This window comes from Anaerosporobacter mobilis DSM 15930 (assembly GCF_900142955.1).
GTDB lineage: Bacteria > Bacillota > Clostridia > Lachnospirales > Lachnospiraceae > Anaerosporobacter > Anaerosporobacter mobilis.
Window position 1 is genome coordinate 22,482 of record NZ_FRCP01000024.1, and the last position, 23,243, is coordinate 45,724.

Here is a 23,243-nt window from a genome sequence, read left to right on the forward strand (position 1 = left end):
TGTAACTTACCACACCTAATATTGAAAGAATATTGCCATTCGAGTATTCTCTACTTATCAAGAAATCTTGACCACAAGATGGAGGTAAATAGAAAAAGTTATTTATCAAATTGGTCAAATAAATAGATGAGGGAGAGAGTATAATGATAGGAATATTTGTAGTAGTAGCGGTTTTAATAGAAGTAGCGGCGATGGTATTGAGCATAGGGACAAAGAAAGAGTATAAATTATATCGAGCAATTGCGTATTGTGTATGCATGGTGATTGATACATTACTTATCTTCACTGGATGTGTGGAGTGGACCTTTCGGGTGAAAGTACTATATCTAATTATGAGTATACAAGTAGTATGGGCAATCTATATATTGATCAAATATAAAAGGAAAAATAATTTTGAGGAAATAAATAATTTTCGTGTAAGTAAGACTGTAATGCGATTTGTCCATAGAACATTAATAATTTTAATCGCATTCATTCCTATGCTTATATTCCCAAGTTATCAGCCCATTGAGCCGACTGGTTCGTATGAAGTAGCAACGGCAAGATATACCGTAATAGATGAAAGTCGTGAGGAAACATATGCTAAGGCTGAGGTAAAACGTAATGTAACAATGAATTTTTGGTATCCAGATGTAGAAGTTGGAGAAGAAAATCAACAATTTCCGTTAGTGGTATTTTCACATGGGGCATTTGGAATTGGAAACAGCAATCGTTCCACATATGAAGAGTTGGCTAGTCATGGATACGTTGTATGTAGCTTGGAACATCCCTATCATTCGTTTGTGACAAAACAAACGAATGGCAAAAATGTATATGTAAACTTTGCATTCCTAAAAGAGGCTGTGAATGCAAGTAATGGAGAGTATTCCGAAGAAGAAAACTATGAGATTACGCAAAAATGGTTGAAAATCCGTACGGGAGATATGAATTTCGCATTGGATACCATTCTTGCAGGTGTGAATCAAGTAGATGCTAAAACTATGAAAAGCGTGCAGGATAAGGAAGCCAATTCATCGGATTCAAAAAGTACGACGGAACAGATGCAGATTGTTTATTCATTAATTGATAAGAATAAAATTGGTGTTTTCGGCCATTCATTAGGAGGAGCTACCGCAGCTGCAATTGGAAGAGAGAGAAAGGACATTGATGCGGTAATTGTAATTGATGGAACTATGTTTGGGGAAGTTATTGGGGTTGTAGAGGGAAAAGAGCGACTTAATCAGACTCCATATCCAGTTCCGATATTGAATATCTACAATGAAAGTCATTACACCGAGGCTTTAACAGTGAAAGATACATATGCCAACATGGTAGCAACTGACTATGCCAAAGATGCTCGGTATACCGTAATCAGAGATTCTGAACATATGAATTTCACAGACTTGCCGCTGTTTTCGCCGTTCTTGGCAAAACAGTTGGGTACCGGAAAGATTGATGTAAGACATTGTATAAAGAAAATGAATGAAATTGTGTTAACATATTTTGATTACTATCTCAAAGGAGAAGGCAATTGTGAGATAGCAAGTCAGTATGAATAGAGTAAATTTGATAAGAGAATGCTTTAGAATCATATAGCTTAACATTCTTTCTAACTGTATATAGAAAATATGATATAATTAAGGAAGTTATTTCAAAATCAGAAAATACAATTAGCAAGGAGTTAGAGCATGCGAGTACGTGTACATAAGATTGACAGGGAATTCGAGGAACAAGTCGTAATAGAATGCCATGAGGTACGAACAGAGATTGCTGACATTGTTACCTATATTAAATCCAAAGGAAATACATTGCCTGTTTACGAAGAGGATAAAGAATATAAAGTACCAGTACAAGACATCTATTATCTTGAGTCCGTAGATAATCATGTATATGTATATCTGAAAAAGAATGTTTATGAGTTGAAGATGAAACTATATGAATTCGAAGAACTGTATGGGAGATATGAATTCGTTCGTTGTTCCAAATCGTCAATCGTAAATCTACTAAAGATTGACCATCTAAAGCCAGCGTTGAATAGCCGATTTACTGCACGTTTAATCAATGGCGAAGAGGTAATTATATCAAGACAGTATGCAAGTAGTTTTCGAAAGAAGATTAAGAAGGCAGGTAGTGCATCATGACAAAAAAAGATTTTGCAATTAAATTACTAAATATGTTTTTTATAGTAACAACAATAATTACCATTGTAATGGGAGTCATGGGGCTACTCTGGGAGCGTGATCGATTACTTACCTATGAAGTCATGTTTTCACCTGTGATTATAGGCTTTATCTCCGTTCTACCATCTATTGTAATGTATTCAAAGATAGAGCTAACATTACGCCAAATAGTAATCCGTAAAGTGCTTCATCTATGCTTATTAGAGATCGAACTAATTGCATTCTCTAAAATTATGGGTATATGGAATAAAGTAATCGGTCTTCCGTTCGTGGTATCCATTCTCATTGTAGCAGTTTTGGTCCAAGTATTCTTATGGCTAATAGGGCTACAAAGGGCGAATACGATTACAAATGAGTTAAAGGCCTTTCAGAAGCAGTATAGGAGAACTAATTAGAAAAAACGCACTATACAAGTGTACATTTGAGGAGTATGAAAAATCGCCATTCTATAGTTTTATAGAATGGCGATTTTTCCCTTGACATTCCTACTCACTCGATGTAGAATTAATTCATATAATTCCTATTTAAATAATATGAAAACAAAATGAGGAATAAGTAGCAACTATTTCAACTGGTGTGATAGTATACATAAGTTCCCGACATTGAAAGGAGTGTGCTGTTATGATGAAACGAATATTATGCTTTGGAGATTCCAATACATATGGATATAGACCGGACGGACTTGGTAGATATGATGAAAAGGTACGTTGGACGGGGAGAGTGCAGGAGATTCTTGGTAGAGAAGAGTATGCCATAATTGAGGAAGGATTATGTGGAAGAACGACGGTTTTTGAAGATGAGATACGTCCAAACCGTAAAGGAATTGATGCGATTCGTATGGTAATAGAATCCCATAATCCAATCGATATCATCTTCATTATGTTAGGCACGAATGATTGCAAGACAAGATATGGTGCGTCTGCTGGCACGATTGCAAAAGGAATTGAACAAATTATAGAGACTGTTCGTCAGTTTGCAGGAAGCCAGACAAGGATTGTGATAGTATCGCCAATTCATCTAGCAAGAGGAGTAGGAGAAGAAGGATTTGACCCTGAGTTTGATGAAAAATCGGTGGAGGTGTCTCTACAGCTGTCTAGAGAGCTTAGAAAGATTGCACTGAGTAATAGTTGCTCCTTCCTTGATGCTTCCACAGTAGCAAAGCCTAGTGAAACCGACCGTGAACATCTTGATGAAGAAGGACATAAGCAATTGGCGAATCTAGTAGTTGATAGGATTAGAGAGCTAACAGAAGGATTTTATTATGGGATTATATAATCGAAAAAATATGGAAGAAATCTATATTAACTATAAAATAGAGATGATTTGCTAATAGAGGTTAGTGAATTATCTCTATTTTCTTTTGGTAGTAAAATCTATGTGTCAAATTGGATCTTGTGTAATTCGAGATAAACGAGAAGTTACTTGTAATGTTGACATAAATATACAGATATACTAACATATAGGAAATGATGTTATATAATAATGTATAGGGGTTTTGGAGTATAAAAGAGGAATGTATCAGAGATCTTATGTTTCTTACAGTAATATAACAGTTTTGGAAGAGCTAGAGAATCAAGGATTTTGTGACTATCCACTTGCTAAGTATGGAGATGACTGGACTGGTATGAATGATGATTAAGATAAGAATAGCTACTTGATAGCAAAATAATAAAAAGGAGAAAATTATGGATGATAGTAATATAAAAGAACTTGATATGATAAAGAAGCGCAATCATTATATTATACTTGTTGGTGTAATTCTTATCTTGATTGCAAGTGGACTCTGCTTGCTTCGTGATTGGAACCGAAGAGTGAAAGAACCAGTTATGTTACCTATTTGTATGGAGGTAGGGGTTGAGCGGATTAGCCCTGATGTAAAAGAGGAAAATATACAAATTGAGTTGTTTTATATAACAGATAATAAATATGAGAATTTAGTTAGAGGAATTTCCTTTCCTGAGAGGCCAGACCTAAACTGTTATGCAAATGAGAATACGGATTATTCAGTGTTCCCATACAATACCTCGTCTTGGAAAGAGTATGGTAGATATCGGCTGCATCAAATTATGGTGGAATTGGAACAAGTACCTCTTGAAGAAGAAATCATACTGACACAGGCTGAATTGATATGGAATAATAATAAACATACAATAGTGGATATTGGAAAAGTTATTTTGTATTATAATGACTATGGTCAAACATCATTGGAAACAAATTATTCTTCATCAAGTACAGATGGAACATCGGTAGTAGGAATGGAGGTTCTTAATGATATTACCATAGAGAGTATTGAATCACCTTTGTTACCTTATGTGGATGGTAAATGTACGATTACTATTAATAGAACTACGTATCAGGTGTCAGAACTTAATAACTTAGATTTGGAATTCAAGAAAGATGACTATATTGAGATTACTATTAACACACAAGGCATAATGAATCAAGAATATAATCCGTATTATTTAACAGATATACAACCTAGATTAATATTTAAAGATAAAGACGGTAAACAATTCTATACTCGACTATATAATATGAGAGAAAGCCTAGAATATAAACTTACAACGGAAAATCAAATTCATCAGTATCTAGAAGAGAGAGAAAGTAGGAATGAGTAAGAATTATAAAAAAATATGGTTAGGATTATTATATTATAGTATTAGCATTATATATGGTTGCATTAAGAGTATTAATTATATTTCGGACTATAAAATTAAGAAGTTGTTTAGATTGAATAAAATAGAGAAGGTGAGGGTATGACGATGGAAACAGGATTCAAAAACATTGTATTGGGACTTATATTAGCAACCTTTCATATAAAGCTAGGTACATTACAGATCGTCCCAAGTTTTGTCGGTTGGATTCTTGTAGCGATGGGCGTTGATTCCATAGCAAAAGCCGAAGGGAATGAATTATTTACTAAAGCAAAGAATATCAGTGTAGTATTAATACTTCTAACATTCTTAGATCTCATAAAGGTTAATCTAGTTATCGCATTCAGAAGTCCATATATGTTGTCAACGCTAATGGCCTTAATGGAACTAGTCTTCATATATTACTTCTTCCGTGGTATAACTGAGATGTTAAAGACCAAAGGTAAAATTAAGCAAGCTTGTGATAATGAAAAAATGTTAAGTGGTTACACAATACTCTATATAATGGGGATATTGATTATGTGTATCTGCTGGTTGAATTCTAGTAGCATGACGGGAGCAATAATTGGAGTTTACATGGTAGCACTTAGAATATACATTATATACCAGGTGAATAAGATTGGGAAAGATGTTAATAAGTGAAAAAGTAAAGAGAAGATGGAGACAATTGATAAATGATATTTGCCTATACAAAAGAAATATTAGTATGATAGAATGGTGTAGATAATTTAAAGAATCAGAGGAGAAATCATTGAAAATTACAGTTTTATGTGTTGGAAAAATTAAAGAAAAATACTTTACGTTAGGAATCGACGAATATGCAAAGAGACTTAGTCGCTATTGTAAATTAGAAATCATAGAAGTACCAGATGAGAAAACTCCAGATAATGCGTCTGAAAACGAAGAACTTCAAATCAAAGCGAAAGAAGGAGACAAGCTTCTCAGATACATCAAAGATAATGCGTTTGTCATTGCCCTTGCCATTGAAGGGAAGATGTTAACAAGTGAAGAATTATCTGAGAAGATGGAACAACTAGGCATTAATGGCGATAGTAATGTTGTGTTTGTTATTGGTGGTTCTCTTGGCTTAGATAAGAGAATTCTAGATCGTGCGGATTATAAGTTGAGTTTTTCAAAGATGACGTTTCCGCATCAGATGATGCGAATGGTGTTACTTGAGCAGGTGTATAGGGGGTTTAGAATTATGAAGGGGGAACCGTATCATAAATAAGTAGAGTTTTACTGTATTTGGAAAAAGAAGACGAATTATTTGGATTCAACCGTCTTAAAGCTGTGAAAAGACTATCTCTTGATGTGAAAGCATTGTGAGGTGGTCTTTTTTATTGGTGGAAAGGTATTTGATAGTTGAAGATTTATCTTTGACAAACGAGTATACTTGTAAGGGAATATTGCTAGTTAACTCAAGAGTATTATATTAAATAAATTAAAATCGCATTATATAGGACATTTAAATAATACTAGAAAAATTTAACATATATATAGTTGAATAGAGGATGAAAATGATATATTATAGTATAAAATGGAATGACGAAAAGATAGATGATACAGTGTATTATAGTAATAATATGTAATTAGTATTTTGGTAGATTTATATTGCAAATAAGTTGTCTTTAGGAGGAAGGGAATATGAGTAATATGCGTCTGGTTAGATATCGAGTAGAAAAGTACAAGTCTGTTATGGATAGTGGTTGGATTGATTGTGATGATGTTACTACGTTAGTCGGAGTAAACGAGGCTGGGAAGTCCAATTTGCTATTAGCTCTTTGGAAACTTAATCCAGCTAAGGGAGGGGAAATTGTATTTTCTGATGATATGCCGGTAAAGCTGTTTTCTGAGTTACGTAATGCTGAAAAAAAGCCCCAATTCATCCATGCGATATTTGAGATAACATCTGAATTTGTATTAGAAAAAATTTCAGAATTATCGGGTTTTTGTCCTGACTCGGTTCGTACCGTTAGCATTTCTCGTGACTATGATGGAGTTAGATTTGTTTCTTTTCCCGACGCTAAAGCATATGATAAATTGCCGGTAAGTGAAACAGTTACATTGCTTCAAAAAGAATTGTCAGTCACCACAGAATTGGATGAAATGGGAAAAACTGAAGAAGGAATTAAATCAGAAGCAATAGAAAAAATCAATACAGCTTTAAAAATTGTTGAGGGCAAAGACTATATTTCTAATAGTGATGCAACTTCTCTCTATGATGTGTTCGATGACATTCACGGCAAAGTTATGCAAACATCAAAAATTCGGCCAGTACTGATTCAACTTAAAGAATATTTCTCGGAAATGAAATCTGGTTTTGAACGGCCAAATCCCTCATTAATTGAAGAAGTTCGTGAGATTGTATTTTCTAATATGCCCAAGTTTGTATATTACTCGAATTATGGGAACCTTGATTCAGAGATTTATTTACCACATGTGATTGATAATCAGAAACGGACTGACTTAACTGGGATTGCAGAGGCGAAGGCAAGAACGCTTAGGGTCCTATTTGAGTACGTTAATCTTGACCCAAAAGAGATATTAGAAATGGGTAGGGATGCCCAAGGACGACTTGATGGAAACGGTAATCAAATTGAGCCACCTTCGGAAAAAGAGATACAACAGCGAGCAGAAAAGAAAAAAGAGAGAGATGTCCTTTTACAATCAGCCTCTACTAAATTAACAAGAGATTTTCGTGAATGGTGGAATCAGGGAAATTATAATTTTGATTTCAGAGCGGATGGAAAACACTTTAGAATCTGGGTTTCTGACGATGTACGTCCTGAGCGAATTGTTTTGGAAAATCGTAGTACTGGACTTCAGTGGTTCATGAGCTTTTATCTTGTTTTCTTAGTTGAAAGTGAAGAAGCTCATGCCGGCGCAATTCTCCTTCTTGATGAGGCTGGTCTGTCTCTTCACCCGCTTGCACAAAAAGATTTATCATTATTCTTTAGCAATCTTGCGAAAACAAATCAAATTGTTAATACTACGCATTCACCGTTTCTTATCGACATAAACCATGTGGAGAGAGCGAAAGTCGTATTTGTTGACAAAGACGGTTATACAGTAGTATCTAACGATTTGAGAGCGGCGGAAAGTAGATTGAAAACAAATTCGGTTTATGCTGTGCATGCAGCCCTTGGGTTGTCTGTGTCAGACATATTATTGCAAGGATGTCGTCTTGTAATTGTTGAGGGACCATCAGATCAATATTACTTTAATGCAATTAAATTGTTTCTGATTTGCAAAAAGCTAATAGAGCCTAAGCAAGAAATTATTTTTGTTCCCTCTGGAGGAGTCAAAGCTGTTGGAAGTTTGGCAAGTTTACTATCTGCAAAAAATGATTTGCCGAGTGTGATCCTTGATTCTGATAAAAGTGGACGGGATTTTAAGGATAAGCTTTGTCGTAACCTTTATGCAAGTGAGCCACATAAAATTCTTGAGATTTTTGATTTTAATAAAGTTTTAGATTCTGAAGTCGAAGATATTATACCTTTCCATCTATTACAGCGTCCCATTGATAGAATATTTAATAATATCGAATTGGACTTTAGCGAAGTATATAATCCTAAGACACCAATCATTCCACAATTAGAGAAATTTGCAGGTGACAATGCAATTAGCCTACCTAATGGTTATAAAGTTGAATTGGCACGTCAATTCAAACAAATATTACAGAACCAGATGGATAAATATGATGACGATACTGTGATATACAGATGGAAGACTATTTTTGACTCACTGTTACAACAGTAACGAAACAGTTAATGATTTGGAACTTAATTCTATTGAATAGGGGTGACATATTTGTACAGCGACAACTGGTTAAGTTTGGGCTATATTTATGGTGAACGGCTTAAAGTTTCAAAGTAGTTGACTATAAAGTTTGGACAGATAAAAGTAATAAAGTTGTTGGGGTTACAGTAAATTGTGAATTGTCGAATAATTTTCATTATGAATTATCTATTGATGAATGACTGAAATTTCAAGAAAAAGTTTTGGGAATCACTAGCTTAGAAAAAACACAGAAGTTATTCGGAAAATTCTTATGTGAGAATAATGATATATTTAGTTTTGAAGATACATTGAAATTATACGGAATTAAGTATGATAAGATTGCATTTTATTAAGATTTTTTCTATTACGCTTGTTAGTAGAAGACATATGCGTGATTAGGCTCAAGTCGTAGGACTTGGGTCTTTCTTTGTCACTCGATGGTCGTTAAGTGGCAGGAAAGTCAACAAAGTGTCGGAATTGTAATTTTAATATACAATGATTTGGAATGGGAAATTGGAGGAATGTGTTAACGAAGAGGGGGAGTGGTAACAGAGGTTTGGTCATTTGATTGACATCAAGTGGCTAAATAAAAAATGTAGATTTTACTTATCAATTGTTAATATTTATTATAAATGGTACAATTACATTAAGAGTTCGATTGTGAAGAAAAATTGTGAAATAATAGATAGGAGAAACAAAATGGCAACAGGAACAACAAACGTGGGATTTGAAGATAAATTATGGTTAGCTGCAGATAAGTTGCGTGGTAGTATGGATGCATCTGAGTATAAACATGTAGTGCTTGGACTTATCTTTCTAAAATATGTGTCAGACTCTTATAATGAAAGGCATATGGAACTGGTGAAAGAAGGCTCAGGTTTTGAAGAGGACAAAGATGAATATACTGCTAAAAATATTTTTTATGTTCCACTAGAGGCAAGATGGAGTACGATTGAAGCATATGCTACTTCACCTGAGATTGGCAAGATAATTGACCATGCAATGGAGTTAATAGAAAAAGAAAATAACTCTCTAAAGGGAGTATTAAATAAAAATTATTCAAGACCTGAACTTGATAAAACTAGATTAGGTGAGCTCGTTACTCTTTTTACAAATATCGAAGTTGGTACGGATATAGCAAAGGAACGAGATGTCTTAGGAAGAGTTTATGAATATTTTCTAAGCAAGTTTGCAAGTGTAGAAGGAAAATTAGGTGGTGAATTCTATACACCTTCTTGTATTGTACGTACATTAGTAGAAATCATTGAACCATTCAAAGGTAGGGTATTCGATCCTGCTTGTGGTAGTGGAGGTATGTTCTGTCAATCTGCGAAGTTTGTACAGGAGCATCAAGGAAATATTCGAAACATATCGGTTTATGGACAGGAGAGTAATCCAACTACTTGGAAATTGGCAAAGATGAATCTTGCTTTAAGACAGATCGATGCTGATCTAGGTACTCATAATGCAGATGCCTTCCATGAAGACTTACACAAGGCTTTAAAGGCAGACTTTATCCTAGCAAATCCACCATTTAACATTTCAGATTGGGGTGGGGAGAGATTACAAGAAGATGTAAGATGGAGATATGGGACTCCACCTACTGGAAATGCAAACTATGCATGGTTACAACATATGTTGCATCATCTGAATACTGCAGGTGGTGTATGTGGTACAGTTCTTGCTAATGGTTCACTTAGTTCAAATACATCTAACGAGGGAAATATTAGAGCCAATATGTTGCGTGGTGATGTAGTTGAATGTATTGTAGCTATGCCAGGACAACTTTTCTATTCTACGGGCATTCCAGTATGTTTATGGATCATGAGAAAAGGAAAATCAGAGTCAATAAAGGATAAAGTTCTTTTCATTGATGCAAGAAATTTAGGACACATGATTGATCGTAAAGTTAAAGAACTTAGTGAAGAGGATATTAAGAAAATTGCCAATACCTATCATTCATGGAGAAATGATGATGGATATGATGATGTTCAGGGATTTTGTAAAGTTGCATCTATTGATGAAATATCAGAGAATGATTACATTTTAACTCCAGGACGCTATGTAGGAATTGAAGAAGTAGAAGATGATGGCGAGCCATTCGAAGAAAAGATGACAAGACTTACTACAGAACTATATGGTTTGTTTGAAGAATCACATAAACTAGAAGCTGAGATTTGTAAAAAGCTTGCTGCTATTGGATACAGTAAATAAGATAAATTGTGATTTATCGGACTAAAAGTATTTCAATAATAGACTTGATATAAGCTGTTGTTACGGTAATATACCTACTACAAAGGAGGTTATTACTATGAACCAAGAGATTATTAATTCAATAATGTATCAGATGAGCCGGCATTTGGACAACCAACAGCAAATGAAATTAAAACAAGTTCTAGAGCAGGCCATAAATAATAATGATGAGTCAGAAGATGATTCATTTGAACTTTTGAATCGTTTTATAGCAACAAAAAAGTTAGAGGGACGTTCAGATAAGACGCTTAAATACTATAGGAACACTGTTAACAAGATGTTGATAGCAATAGATAAAAATGCTAAGGCTATTACAACGGATGATCTAAGAACGTATCTTACAGATTATCAAAGTAGAACAACTGTTAGTAAACAAAGCGTAGATAATGTGAGGCGTAACCTTTCAAGTTTCTTTACTTAGTTAGAAGATGAAAATTATATTATGAAAAGTCCGGTTAGAAGGATTCGTAAGATTAAGACAACTATTCCGGTTAATGAAACATATTCAGATGATGAGATGGAAAGATTAAGGGATTCTTGTACTGAAATTAGAGATTTGGCTATGATTGATTTATTATCATCAACAGGTATGCGTGTAGGGGAATTAGTATTACTTAATCGAGAAGATATAGACTTTAATGAACGAGAATGTATTGTTCTCGGAAAAGGTGATAAAGAAAGAATTGTATATTTTGATGCAAGAACCAAGCTACATCTGCAAGAATATTTGAATAGCAGAAAAGATGATAATCCAGCGTTATTTGTAGGGTTTAGAGCACCGCATGAGAGACTTGAAATTGGTGGCGTTGAGGTTAGAATTCGCAAGCTTGGAAGAAATATTGGTGTCAAAAAATGCCATCCTCACAAATTTAGAAGAACGATGGCAACAGTGGCAATAGACAAAGGAATGCCTATAGAACAAGTGCTGAAACTCTTAGGTCATGAGAAGATAGATACGACTTTGCATTATGCAATGGTAAAGCAAAGTAATGTAAAGAATGCACATAGAAAATACATTGGGTAGGTGATTGAATGATTAACTGGAAAGAAACTAGAGTTGGAGATATTGGAAAAGTTATTACGGGAAAAACTCCTAAAACTAGTGTTGATGAAAATTATGGTGGTGATATTCCATTTATAACCCCATCTGATGATATGACGACAAAGTATATCTTCGCAACAAATAAAAAATTAACTGATAAGGGTGCCCAATCAGTTAAAAATAGTATAATACCTCCAAATACAATTTGTGTAAGTTGTATTGGTTCGGATTTGGGAAAAGTTGTTATTTCAACAGAAACATCAGTAACAAATCAGCAAATAAACTCTATAGTTTTAAATGAAAATGAATATGATTTAGATTTTATATATTATATTATGACGAGTTTAGGCAAAGTGATGAATCATCACAGTAAAACATCTACAGCAGTTCCGATTGTGAATAAAACACAATTTTCAGATTATACATTTCTATGTCCAGAATTGGTTACACAGAAGAAAATTGGTGGTGTACTTGCTAGTTTAGATGATAAAATTTCTAATAACAGATCGATAAATAGGAATTTACAGGACCAAGCGTTTGCATTGTTTGAACAATTGGTGATGGAACACGATCCAGAAGATGTTTGTAATCTATCAGAAATATCTGATATTAATCCGAAAAGGATACTTTCTAAGAATGTAGAAGCTAGATGTATAGATATGGCAAAGTTATCTACATCAGGTGCTTTTCCGGATGGATGGGAGTACAAGTTATTTACTGGTGGTATGAAATTCCAAAATGGTGATACTTTGTTGGCTAGAATAACGCCTTGTCTTGAAAATGGAAAAACCGCCTATATCAATTTTCTCAATGATAAAGAGGTTGCCTTTGGATCAACAGAATATGTTGTTCTGGCAGCAAAGGGAAATACGCCACCTGAGATGCTATATTGTTTAGCTAGATATTCAAAATTTGTTGATTATGCAGTGAAAAATATGAATGGAAGTAGTGGAAGACAAAGAATATCGGGAGAAACAGTAGGGCAATATCAGGTACCAAATTTTAATAATGATGAGATGGATAGATTTAGGAAAGCATCTGAATCAAATTTTGAAATGATGAAACAGAATTCATTTGAAAATATGAGGTTGGTTGAGCTGAGAGATGCTCTATTGCCGAGATTGATGTCAGGTGAAATTGATGTCTCAAACCTGTAGACTTAATATGATAAATTTTAAAGCAATATAAGAAAGTGAGGAATTTATTGTCAAATCTAACATTTAAACATAAAGCTATGATGGAACAGTTATTTGAAATGGAAAGTGGCTATGTTTTAGGCTTTTCAAATAATACTTTTCGTACATTTATGGCAGAACAAACTGATATTGATGTTTATCTAGAACCTGGATATATCGAGGAATCCTCAAAGGCAAAGAAACTAAGAAGATTTTGGAATAATGAGGAAGATTCTATTGTTGGGAAAGTAATACTTAGTCTTTTAGAAATTCGCGAAGATAGCATCTCTCGAAAACAAGAATATGATGATGAATTTGTAGATAAATATGTGAACAAAGCACTTGAAATAAAATCTGTTGCATCAAAGATGATAGGAGAAACTTCTTTGTTTTCTTCAAATGATGAAAGATTAAATGCTGATATTGCAACTGCCAATATGGTGCTAAATGATTTAATTAAAATTGGTGAACGTGTATGTTTGAATAATACGTACAATGCTGCAAGCTCTGAGAATATTATTAATGATTATTTCAGAGATATGCTGTCTAGTATGGGATATAACGAGGTTAAGGATCAAACTCGTCATGGAGTATCGGTAAGTGGTAAAGATGCCGGAGAAGTAGATATATTATTGACCAAAGCTAATAAGGAAATTGCTATTTTTGAAGGATTAAAATTAAATAGTGTAAGTGTGGATTACATTGATGAACATATAAAAAAAGCAATCACTAATTATAATGCACTTGGAACAGCAACCTTTATAGTTGCTTATGTTACTACAGCAGACTTTGAAGCTTTTTGGAATAGATATGTTAATCATATAGAGATGCATTCTTTTACCTTGGGCATTAAGAAGAAATTAAATATATTGGCGCATCCAAATGCATCAACTCGTGTTGCGACTATGATTTTTACTCGAGATGGATATGATTTTCCGGTATATTATATTGCGCTAAAAATGAATTAGTACGATAAATATTAATTTAGTATACAAGCAGACTTAAAAAAGTTGCGCTTTTTCTTTGTTGACACTACGATCGGATAGGGATGATTGTGGTTATAAAAAGTGAGTTATTAATATAATAAATATAAGTATGTTCCATAAGTACGAGTTGGCAATGATAAAAAAAGAGAAGGAGAATCATATAATGGCTTATGATTTGGACAAGTTATTGGATGAAATCATCTTAGAGTATGGAGAAAATAAGGAGTATAAAAGGCCATCAATAAGATGGTCTAACTTCAATAGATTGTGGTCTTATGGTGAATATCTCTATTGGGATAATTACATTGAGATTAGTAAATTTCTCGATGATAGTAAGATTGATAAGGAAGTTATTAAATTTGTTATTTATCATGAGTATTTACACCAAATTTATGCAGATCATAATTCCACTTTCCGAAAAAAGGAAAATACATATCCTAACGTGAAAAAGTATCAAAAGTTTTTAGAAGAATATTTCTCAAATATTGAGGATTTACCGCAATGTAAGGTTGATAGGCAGTTAAATGCTAAAAAGGATACAGTATTTTGTGTATTAACTGGATTAGAATTAAAGAACTATCTTTTAGCTATCTATGCGTGCAATTTTAACCATTATATCGATTTAGGAAAAGAAATCAAAATAGAAAAAAGGTTTTTAGAAAACCCACAGAATGTTATATGGCTTGTGAAAGAAGATGATATATACTATGTTATCGGTTGGGGCATAGATGTTCGATTTGAAACTAAGAGAAAGAACATCTCGCTTAAGCCATTGTGCGATGATGTATTTTTTTATCAAGCGTCTTGTTTTAGTGAAAATACTTCGTGGACTATGGATGTTGGATTAAACATACCAACAGATCTATTTCCACATAATTTTAGTGGAATATGTAGTAGTACTGATATTACTGATTTTTCTGTAGATGATGTGTTCTCTTATATAAATACATATGATTGCGATTTACATAAGATAGGATTTTACAAGTCAGCTTTATATTGTACAGCTCCATTGATTGAAACAGAATACAATAAACTCATAAAGTTAGCAAAAAAAGAAAAGAATTTTATGCGTGCCATCTGGATTACTAATTCTGCGATTGATAGTAATGATTGTATGGAGGTAAGGTTATTCTTGGCTAATGCCATGTTAAATATGCTATTGTTTGAAGAAGCGTATTCTGCCTTTGAAGAAATCTTAAAGGTTCAAAGTGACAATGAGGAAGCTAAAAAGGGAGCATTATTGGCTAAGACATTTGTTGGAAAATTATAAATAGTTATTAGTAAGTAGAGAATTTATAAAATACTGGCTTTTGATTTTAATTATTATTAATGCATTGATATGGAGGGTAATCATGAGTATTGAATTAATAAGGAATTATCAGGAACTAAAAGTTAATATGAAAACAATTGATAATTACCTAAGAAGCAAGAAAGATTCTGAATATACATATGCTATTAATCTGTTGAAGAAAGGAACTTGTTTTATAGCAGTAAAGGCTGATAGTGGTTACAGATTCTATCCAAGTAGGTTTATGGGTTATAAGAATAATACAATGGAACAACATGACAGTAATATATCTAAGAATGGAACTGTTACTAATCCACAAATAACATTTATTCTAGGTGAAAAGTTGATAAAAAATGCTGAGCTAAATAATGAATACATGAAGTATTGTGAAATTTTGGGATTTGAACCTAGAGAAAAAGGTTCTTTTGGTGTAGAACGAAAATTTTGGGTTGTTGATTAAGAATTTTGTATGTAATGACATGCCACAAGTATTTAATGAAAGAAGGGAAACTTATGAAACAGATCAATATAAAAGATTGTGCAGAATCTTTTGGTAAAATAGTAGCTAAGTGTCTTCAAGAAGGAAAATACGTTGGTGATTGGATATGGGGAAACCCAGCGGGGCAAAGCGGTAGTTTACCAACATATGAAGTACATTTAGGTGAGGATAAGATTTGGTGTACTAGTATAACTTGGGCAAGTGCCAGTACAGGAGTTGAGAATAGAAAAGGAGTCATGGCTACATACCCATCTAATACCAATAAAACATTGGGACAAGTAATTGAAATTACAATTCCATATGAGTTTAAGCGTATCTACAATACCAGAGCATATACTGAAAATAATTCTTATGAAATAAGGAGTTATGGGAAATATACGGTTGGACGCAGTGGTATAAAGAAACAAGATTTTTTTGATTATATAAGAGGAGTAGATCCAACGTTAATATTTATAGATGAAGAAAGTAAGGAATACATAAAGGTATCTGAGTATGAGGAGACAATGAGCACTTCTGAATTTACAACTCAATTAATTAAGTACTTCAAACTGGTAGATACGTTTAAAAGAACGTATAGATAGCCTACTATACATGGGTTTGATGTTTCATTACTTTTTGAACATATAATTAGGGGAAAGGAAGTGCTACGTTGGCATTTAATGAAAATACACTAGAGCAAATTGTTATAGAAGAACTTCAAAGTTTTGGTTATGATTATCAGTATGGTCCTGACCTAGAGAGGGATTATCATGAGGTACTAATAACAGAGCTATTTGAAGAAGCAATGTTTCGTATTAATCCATCCATTACTCATGATATTGTAGGACAGGCATTTCAGACCATTAAGAATTTAGGTTTGGTTAAACTAGAAGAGTTAAATGCTACGTTTCATAAGTATTTGATTGAAGGGGTTCCGATTGCATATCGTAAGGGTGATGAAAACAAGACGTATCAAGTAAAACTGATTGATTTTAATGAACCACTGAAAAATACCTTTACTGTAATCAATCAATTTACTGTCATTGAACGAAAGAATAAGAGACCAGATTTAGTGGTGTTTGTAAATGGTATTCCAATCGTTCTATTTGAATTAAAAAACATGGTCAATGAGGATACTACCATTGAAGATGCCTATAAACAAATTAAGAATTATCAATTAGATATCCCAAGCTTATTTCAATATAATGCATTTAATATCATAACCGATGGATTTGATGCAAGACTTGGAACTATTACATCTGACTTTACAAGATACATGATGTGGAAATCAATTAATGGTGAATCACCAGCGAATGAAGAGTTACATTATATAGATATATTATTACATGGAGTTTTTCCAAGAGAACGTTTATTAGATATTATTCGTAATTTCATTGTTTTTCAAGATATCAATGGTAAGACGGTGAAGATTCTTGCTGGATATCATCAGTATTTTGCAGTACGTAAGGCAGCGCTAAGAACACAGAAGGCCATAGAGAATAATGATAAAAAGGTTGGTGTTGTTTGGCATACACAGGGAAGTGGAAAGAGTCTTTCCATGGTGTTCTATGCAGGATTAATTGTTTCTAATCCTCAATTTTCAAATCCAACTATTGTTGTCTTGACTGACCGTAATGACCTAGATAGTCAGCTGTTTGGTACTTTTTGTGCTAGTTCGAAATTGTTATTACGCCAAGAACCAAAACAGGCACAAAGCAGGGAACATTTGAAAGAATTGTTGAAAGTAAAAGCAGGAGGAATTATATTTACAACGATTCAAAAATTCGAAGAAGGAACGGAAGTATTAACAGAACGTAGTAATGTTATATTCATGGCAGATGAGGCACATCGTTCGCAGTATGGCTTAGAAGGTACCCTTGATCGTACAACAGGAAAGTGGAAGTATGGAATGGCGAAGTATATGAGAGATGCGCTTCCTAACGCTACATTTATCGGATTTACTGGAACACCAATTAATTTTGATGATAAGTCTACCATAGAAGTATTTGGTGAGTATATCGATGTATATGATATGACACAGGCGGTAGAAGATGGTGCAACTGTTCCTATCTATTATGAAAATAGAACTGCAAAATTAAGACTAGATGAAAAGCTATTGAAACAGATCGATAACGAGTATGAATTACTTAGAGAAGAAGCAAATTATGTAACAATTGAAAAATCAAAGCAGGATCTTTCTACACTTGAGTCAATTGTTGGTTCTAAGGAACGTCTTACAATGTTAGCTGATGATATCATAGCACATTATGAAGACCGTCAGTATGTTCTAACCGGAAAATCTATGATTGTCTGTATGACAAGACGAATTGCTATTAATCTTTATCGAATCATTCTGGAAAAACGTCCAGAGTGGAATGATAAAATTAAAGTTGTTCTTACTGACAGTAATAAAGATGATGATGATTGGAATGAGTTAACTGGTACAAAAGAATATAGAAAACAATTGGGTTACGAGTTTAAGGATATCAATAGTCCGTTAAAAATAGTAATTGTAGTAGATATGTGGTTAACTGGGTTTGATGTACCGTCCATGGCTACGATGTACATAGACAAGCCTATGAAGGGACATAACTTAATGCAGGCAATCGCAAGAGTCAATCGAGTATATAAAGATAAAGAAGCAGGATTAATTGTTGATTATATCGGTATGGCTGCCGATCTAAAAAATGCACTGAATCAATATACAAAGAGAGATCAAGATAAGATTCCTGATTTAAGTCAAGCATATGGGATTGTCTTAGAAAAACTAGAAATCATGAGAGATTGCTTTTATGGTTTTGATTATACAAGATTTTTTGGAACATCTGATCGTGAACGATATCAAACATTAACCGATGGTCTGGAGTTTGCATTTGCTTTTGAAGAGGAAGAAAAGAAAATCTATATTCGAGAAGCAACGGCATTAAGTCAAGCAGAAACCTTATGTAGAAGTATGTTGACAGAGCAAGTAAAACAAGAAATTGAGTTTTTTAAGAGTATAAAGGCAGGGCTTTGTAAAGTTTCAGGAAATGGGAAAATCACAACCAATGAAATTAATTCTAGAATAACTAAAATACTAGAACAAGCCATAACTGATGATGGAATGTATAATATTTTTGCAGAGTCTGGTAAGAAGAATCCTGAAATATCCATATTGTCAGATGAATATATGGATCAGATTCGTCGTATGAAACATAAGAACATAGCTGCTGAATTATTACGTAAGTTATTAGAAGATAATATTAAGGTATTTGCTAGGACGGGTGTAGTAAAGTCAAAACTATTCTCAGAGAAGATGCAAGAATTGATGAAGAAATATAACAATCGTTTAATTACCAGTGCTGAAGTAATTGAAGAACTATTGAATCTTTCAAAAGAAATGTCAGATTCTTATCATGCAGGAGATGAGAAAGGATTGACGTTAGAAGAAGTGGCATTCTATGATGCCTTAGCTGCAGATCCTAAAGTTTTAGAAAATATGGAAGATAAAGTTCTTATAGAAATGGCGCATGAGTTAACTGAATTGATTCGAAAAAATAGGACTGTCGATTGGGATAAAAAAGAATCTGCAAGAGCCTATATGAGAACTCAGGTAAAGAGATTGCTTAGAAAATACAAATATCCACCAGAACAAGCGGCAGGAGCACTTGATATTGTAATTAAACAGGCAGAATTGATGAGTCAAAACATGGAGGTCCCTGCATATTAGTAGTTGTAAATACTGCTAAAGGCTTGCCGTTGTGTCGTAATAATGATCGGGAAGAGTTTCCTGTGTTTGTGAGGTAGTAGTCTATTGTGGCTACTGCCTCTTCAATGTAAAATGTATTTATCTTTTTCTGCTCATTAATAGAGCTGTTCAAGTTGAAGGCTACGTACAACGTATTGTCCTGGTATAATTAATAAGAATATTAAGATTGGAATAAAACATAAAGAACAATTAAATAAGATTTTCTGGGACATGATGTTTGTTAATTCTTCAGTGACCACAACCTTAGGAGCGGTCTAACTGTTTGAAAGTGTCTATTCAAAATTCTTGACACTATTCACCAATATTGGTATACAATGATCAATATATTGAATAAAATGTCATGTTATAAGATTTTATAAGCTAAGAATTCCTGAACCCCAATATCTGTCCATATCAATAACTATAATAATTCTAGGGAGGGATTTTTAATTGAATATATTAATCGATTACAAAGGTAATAAATCATTTCGATTATTAAGTATGTACGAGCGATTGAATAAAGGTGAAATGCTATACAAAGAAGTATTAGCAAATAACTATGGCGTTTCATATAAGACTGTACAAAGAGATATTGATGACCTCAGGACGTATTTGACTGAAACTCATTATTCGGAACAAGACGATGTAATTAAGTATGATAAGAGCAAGAATGGCTACTTCTTAGTACGAGTGGAACGAGAATTGCTTACCAATGAAGAAGTAATGGCTATATGCAAAATATTGTTAGAAAGTAGAGCGTTTTGTAAAGCTGAATTAAATGGAATGATTGGTAAGCTACTTGCTCAAGTAGCACCAAATGATAGAAAAAAAGTCGAGAATATGATCAAAAGTGAACAATATCACTATGTTCCGCTTAGACACAATAAACCATTATTACAATTTCTTTGGGACTTATCTCAATACATACAACAAAATGAAGTGATTCTATTTCAATATACCCGTCAGGATGGGGGAGAGAAAGAAAGAGCAGTGAAACCGTTAGCCATCATGTTCTCAGAATACTATTTTTATTTGGTAGCATTTATTGAAGATGCAACAAAAGAAATACCAATTACTTTTCGTATTGATCGAATTCAACAGCTAAAGCCAACAGGGAGACATTATAGAGTACCGTATAAAGATAAGTTCAGTGAAGGAGAATTCCGTAAACGCATTCAGTTTATGTATTCAGGAGAATTAAAAAGGGTAAAGTTTGAGTATAGCGGTCCTTCAATTGAAGCGGTATTAGACCGATTGCCAACAGCTGAAATTATACATTATGAGGCTGGTGTGTATACTATAAGAGCTGAGGCATATGGTAAAGGTATTGATATGTGGTTAAGAAGTCAAGGGGAATATGTGAAAATATTATAAGCAATGATTTTATTTCAATATATTATTTTATGTAAAAATGTGAGGAGGCACTTATGACAAAAATATATCTAAAATACAATCCGTATATTGTAGAATCTGAGATTGCTATTAATGGAGAAGTGGTACAAGCACCTAATAAATTGTTTGATTTAAAGAATGAAAGAATACAAGTATGGATTGAAAATCTAATTCCTATGCTAGATGAAATCTGTAATGATAATGAATATGAAATAGATTTTTATGGTACATGTTTAGACTATGATGATATGCATGCTGTAATACAAGATTACTGTGAGAGAAATCCAGATGTTGATGTGAAAATCAATTTTACTGAGGCAAAAGGTTCAGAAGGAAGATTAAGTGATTTAATTAAATTATTTGACGATATGCAAAAGAATTGTCCATTTGAAGATTTGAAAACAGATCAAATTAAAGAAAATTTCCAGATTGCCATTAGTTCAGAGTTTGAAGTTAGCGTTATTGCTACAATGAGTTCAGGTAAATCTACTTTAATTAATTCCTTACTAGGTAAAGAGTTAATGCCATCTAAAAATGAGGCATGTACAGCTACAATAGCAAAGATTAAAGATGTAGATGGCATGGTTGGATTTAAAGCAGAATACAGAGACAAGCAAAATAATGTGCTTGGAGTATATGATGATTTATGTTTGCAAAATATGAATGAAATGAATGACAATCCAAATACAGCATTCATTGATATAGAGGGTGATATTCCTAACATTGGTTCATCTGCAGTTCAATTAGTATTAATTGACACGCCAGGACCTAATAATTCAAGAACAGAAGAGCACAAAAACCACACATACAGAGTGATTAAGGAAAAGACAAAGCCGATGGTTTTGTATGTGCTTAATGCAACACAGTTACAAACTAATGATGATAGAGAATTACTTACTGCTGTATCTGAGGCTATGAGAGTAGGTGGAAAACAATCTAAGGACCGTTTCTTATTTGCTGTTAATAAGATAGATTTGTTTGATCCTGACAAAGAATCAGTACAAGGTGCACTTGATAATGTAAGAGAATACTTGAGTAAATTCGATATAGAAAACCCTAATATATTCCCAATATCTGCAGAAATGGCCAAAGTAATTAGAATGAATAAGAATGGGTATGACTTAACGAAAGGTCAAAGTAGAACACTAAGAGACTATGATTTATTCATTGAAGAAGAACAGTTACATTTATCACAACAAGCAAGCTTAAGTCGTGATAATTTGAAAAAGGTAGAAGATGCTCTAATAGATGCTGGTGGTGACAAATATGAGCAAGCTCTTATACATACAGGTATTCTGGCAATAGAATTGGCAATTGATGAATACCTACGAAAATATGCATATACAACGAAAGTAAAAGCTGCTGTTGATACATTTAAGAGAAAAGTAGAAGAAAAAGATATGCGTGCAAAGATGTTAACGTCAATTAAGGATAATGAGGAAGCAAGACGTCAAATTAATGCACAATTGAATGCTGTAAAAGTACAATTAGAGGAAGGTAAATCAGGAGTTAATTTTAGAAAAAAAATCAAAAATCTTGATATGATGCAGGAAGCAGATACTAGAATTCAGCAGTTAAGGACTAAAATAAACTCTATTGCTAGTAATAAAGAGGGAAAAAAGGAAATGACAACTCTTGAAGTTCAGCAGATGATGATGAAATTAGACCGTAGAATTCGTGAATTACAAAGTGATGTGAAAACAGAACTTGAAAGTATTATTGAAGATGTAATTATTCAAAGTGGACAGGTTATTATGAATGATTATAGGCAACATATGCATGAATTAATTTCTAGTGGTGACTTATCATCAGATGAATACTCAGGATCTAGTAATATTAACTTTTTAGAAGGAGATATTCCCAATGCACAAGATATTATTAATCAATACAAATACAATGATTCTGTAGATACGGGTGAAGTGGAAACGATAAAGAATGAGGATAAACATTGGTGGAATCCGTTTACTTGGTTTGATCCTTCGTATATTTCTAAGAAGGTATATAAAGAAGTAGAAATGGTTAGAGTGGATGAAGTTTATTCCGACTTTATTGATCCTGTAATTGCAGTTTTTTTTGCTAATTTAGACAATGCAAGAAAAGCAGCTAAAAATGAGTCAGATAGATTCGTTAAGTATTTCTTGAAGGAATTAGATAAACTCGATGATATTTTGAAAAAGAAAGTTGAAGAAAATGAAAAGTTAACTCGTAATCATGGTAGTATTGAGCAAAAGCTTAAAGAAGATAAAGTTAAAATGGAATGGCTTGATAATTTTATAAGAAGGTTGGATGAGATATTATATATCTAG

The 23,243-nt window shown here is 33.3% G+C and carries 18 protein-coding genes and 1 pseudogene; all 19 read left to right on the forward strand.

What is annotated here, in order from left to right:
• The first annotated feature begins 143 nt into the window (after window positions 1–143).
• The 19 genes and pseudogenes from BUB90_RS20440 to BUB90_RS20525 all read left to right on the forward strand — a co-directional run bounded on the left by BUB90_RS20440 (window position 144) and on the right by BUB90_RS20525 (window position 23,243).
• Window positions 144–1,538: an alpha/beta hydrolase family protein gene (locus BUB90_RS20440; protein ID WP_084139404.1), complete on the forward strand. Its 1,395-nt coding sequence runs from the start codon at window positions 144–146 to the stop codon at window positions 1,536–1,538.
• Between the two features lie 129 nt (window positions 1,539–1,667).
• Window positions 1,668–2,120: a LytTR family DNA-binding domain-containing protein gene (locus BUB90_RS20445; protein ID WP_073290952.1), complete on the forward strand. Its 453-nt coding sequence runs from the start codon at window positions 1,668–1,670 to the stop codon at window positions 2,118–2,120.
• Window positions 2,117–2,554 carry a hypothetical protein gene (locus tag BUB90_RS20450; protein ID WP_073290955.1) on the forward strand — a complete coding sequence of 146 codons (438 nt, stop codon included), beginning with the start codon at window positions 2,117–2,119 and terminating at the stop codon, window positions 2,552–2,554. The genes BUB90_RS20445 and BUB90_RS20450 overlap by 4 nt, the downstream gene beginning before the upstream one ends.
• Window positions 2,555–2,780: 226 nt before the next feature.
• On the forward strand, window positions 2,781–3,434 hold the full coding sequence (locus BUB90_RS20455) for a GDSL-type esterase/lipase family protein (RefSeq protein WP_330393817.1): 654 nt from the start codon (window positions 2,781–2,783) through the stop codon (window positions 3,432–3,434).
• Window positions 3,435–3,672: 238 nt separating this feature from the next.
• Window positions 3,673–3,798: a hypothetical protein gene (locus BUB90_RS24165; RefSeq protein ID WP_278277316.1), complete on the forward strand. Its 126-nt coding sequence runs from the start codon at window positions 3,673–3,675 to the stop codon at window positions 3,796–3,798.
• A gap of 46 nt (window positions 3,799–3,844) precedes the next feature.
• Entirely contained in the window at window positions 3,845–4,777 is a 933-nt protein-coding gene (locus BUB90_RS20460) for a hypothetical protein (RefSeq protein ID WP_073290957.1), read from the forward strand.
• A gap of 138 nt (window positions 4,778–4,915) precedes the next feature.
• Window positions 4,916–5,455, forward strand: coding sequence for a hypothetical protein (locus BUB90_RS20465; protein WP_073290959.1), 540 nt, complete (start codon window positions 4,916–4,918; stop codon window positions 5,453–5,455).
• Between the two features lie 109 nt (window positions 5,456–5,564).
• On the forward strand, window positions 5,565–6,044 hold the full coding sequence (gene rlmH / locus BUB90_RS20470; protein ID WP_073290962.1) for a 23S rRNA (pseudouridine(1915)-N(3))-methyltransferase RlmH: 480 nt from the start codon (window positions 5,565–5,567) through the stop codon (window positions 6,042–6,044).
• A 416-nt stretch (window positions 6,045–6,460) separates the two neighbouring features.
• Entirely contained in the window at window positions 6,461–8,575 is a 2,115-nt protein-coding gene (locus BUB90_RS20475) for an AAA family ATPase (RefSeq protein WP_084139405.1), read from the forward strand.
• Between the two features lie 720 nt (window positions 8,576–9,295).
• Window positions 9,296–10,810 (forward strand): class I SAM-dependent DNA methyltransferase, encoded by a 1,515-nt coding sequence (locus BUB90_RS20480; protein WP_073290964.1) that lies wholly within the window; start codon window positions 9,296–9,298, stop codon window positions 10,808–10,810.
• A gap of 97 nt (window positions 10,811–10,907) precedes the next feature.
• Window positions 10,908–11,873 (forward strand): annotated as a pseudogene (gene xerA, locus BUB90_RS24365) (site-specific tyrosine recombinase/integron integrase).
• A gap of 8 nt (window positions 11,874–11,881) precedes the next feature.
• Window positions 11,882–13,048, forward strand: coding sequence for a restriction endonuclease subunit S (locus BUB90_RS20490; RefSeq protein ID WP_073290966.1), 1,167 nt, complete (start codon window positions 11,882–11,884; stop codon window positions 13,046–13,048).
• A gap of 47 nt (window positions 13,049–13,095) precedes the next feature.
• On the forward strand, window positions 13,096–14,034 hold the full coding sequence (locus BUB90_RS20495) for a hypothetical protein (RefSeq protein ID WP_073290968.1): 939 nt from the start codon (window positions 13,096–13,098) through the stop codon (window positions 14,032–14,034).
• Window positions 14,035–14,215: 181 nt separating this feature from the next.
• Window positions 14,216–15,322 carry a DUF45 domain-containing protein gene (locus BUB90_RS20500; protein WP_073290970.1) on the forward strand — a complete coding sequence of 369 codons (1,107 nt, stop codon included), beginning with the start codon at window positions 14,216–14,218 and terminating at the stop codon, window positions 15,320–15,322.
• An 82-nt stretch (window positions 15,323–15,404) separates the two neighbouring features.
• Entirely contained in the window at window positions 15,405–15,800 is a 396-nt protein-coding gene (locus tag BUB90_RS20505; protein WP_073290972.1) for a hypothetical protein, read from the forward strand.
• A 53-nt stretch (window positions 15,801–15,853) separates the two neighbouring features.
• Complete coding sequence (locus BUB90_RS20510; protein ID WP_073290974.1) at window positions 15,854–16,420, forward strand: hypothetical protein; 567 nt, start codon at window positions 15,854–15,856, stop codon at window positions 16,418–16,420.
• A gap of 68 nt (window positions 16,421–16,488) precedes the next feature.
• Window positions 16,489–19,527 (forward strand): type I restriction endonuclease subunit R, encoded by a 3,039-nt coding sequence (locus tag BUB90_RS20515; protein ID WP_073290976.1) that lies wholly within the window; start codon window positions 16,489–16,491, stop codon window positions 19,525–19,527.
• A gap of 468 nt (window positions 19,528–19,995) precedes the next feature.
• Window positions 19,996–20,919, forward strand: coding sequence for a helix-turn-helix transcriptional regulator (locus BUB90_RS20520; protein ID WP_242952583.1), 924 nt, complete (start codon window positions 19,996–19,998; stop codon window positions 20,917–20,919).
• A 53-nt stretch (window positions 20,920–20,972) separates the two neighbouring features.
• A complete protein-coding gene (locus tag BUB90_RS20525) occupies window positions 20,973–23,243 on the forward strand; it encodes a dynamin family protein (protein WP_073290978.1) in 2,271 nt (756 codons plus the stop codon).

What these genes read in the sequence shown, in the direction of transcription:
- BUB90_RS20445 (WP_073290952.1), top strand. Translation starts at nt 1,668, where the DNA reads ATGCGAGTACGTGTACATAAGATTGACAGGGAATTCGAGGAACAAGTC.
- BUB90_RS20500 (WP_073290970.1), top strand. Translation starts at nt 14,216, where the DNA reads ATGGCTTATGATTTGGACAAGTTATTGGATGAAATCATCTTAGAGTAT.
- BUB90_RS24165 (WP_278277316.1), top strand. Translation starts at nt 3,673, where the DNA reads ATGTATCAGAGATCTTATGTTTCTTACAGTAATATAACAGTTTTGGAA.
- BUB90_RS20460 (WP_073290957.1), top strand. Translation starts at nt 3,845, where the DNA reads ATGGATGATAGTAATATAAAAGAACTTGATATGATAAAGAAGCGCAAT.
- BUB90_RS20440 (WP_084139404.1), top strand. Translation starts at nt 144, where the DNA reads ATGATAGGAATATTTGTAGTAGTAGCGGTTTTAATAGAAGTAGCGGCG.
- BUB90_RS20510 (WP_073290974.1), top strand. Translation starts at nt 15,854, where the DNA reads ATGAAACAGATCAATATAAAAGATTGTGCAGAATCTTTTGGTAAAATA.
- BUB90_RS20455 (WP_330393817.1), top strand. Translation starts at nt 2,781, where the DNA reads ATGATGAAACGAATATTATGCTTTGGAGATTCCAATACATATGGATAT.
- BUB90_RS20450 (WP_073290955.1), top strand. Translation starts at nt 2,117, where the DNA reads ATGACAAAAAAAGATTTTGCAATTAAATTACTAAATATGTTTTTTATA.
- BUB90_RS20475 (WP_084139405.1), top strand. Translation starts at nt 6,461, where the DNA reads ATGAGTAATATGCGTCTGGTTAGATATCGAGTAGAAAAGTACAAGTCT.
- BUB90_RS20505 (WP_073290972.1), top strand. Translation starts at nt 15,405, where the DNA reads ATGAGTATTGAATTAATAAGGAATTATCAGGAACTAAAAGTTAATATG.
- BUB90_RS20525 (WP_073290978.1), top strand. Translation starts at nt 20,973, where the DNA reads ATGACAAAAATATATCTAAAATACAATCCGTATATTGTAGAATCTGAG.
- BUB90_RS20465 (WP_073290959.1), top strand. Translation starts at nt 4,916, where the DNA reads ATGACGATGGAAACAGGATTCAAAAACATTGTATTGGGACTTATATTA.
- BUB90_RS20480 (WP_073290964.1), top strand. Translation starts at nt 9,296, where the DNA reads ATGGCAACAGGAACAACAAACGTGGGATTTGAAGATAAATTATGGTTA.
- BUB90_RS20490 (WP_073290966.1), top strand. Translation starts at nt 11,882, where the DNA reads ATGATTAACTGGAAAGAAACTAGAGTTGGAGATATTGGAAAAGTTATT.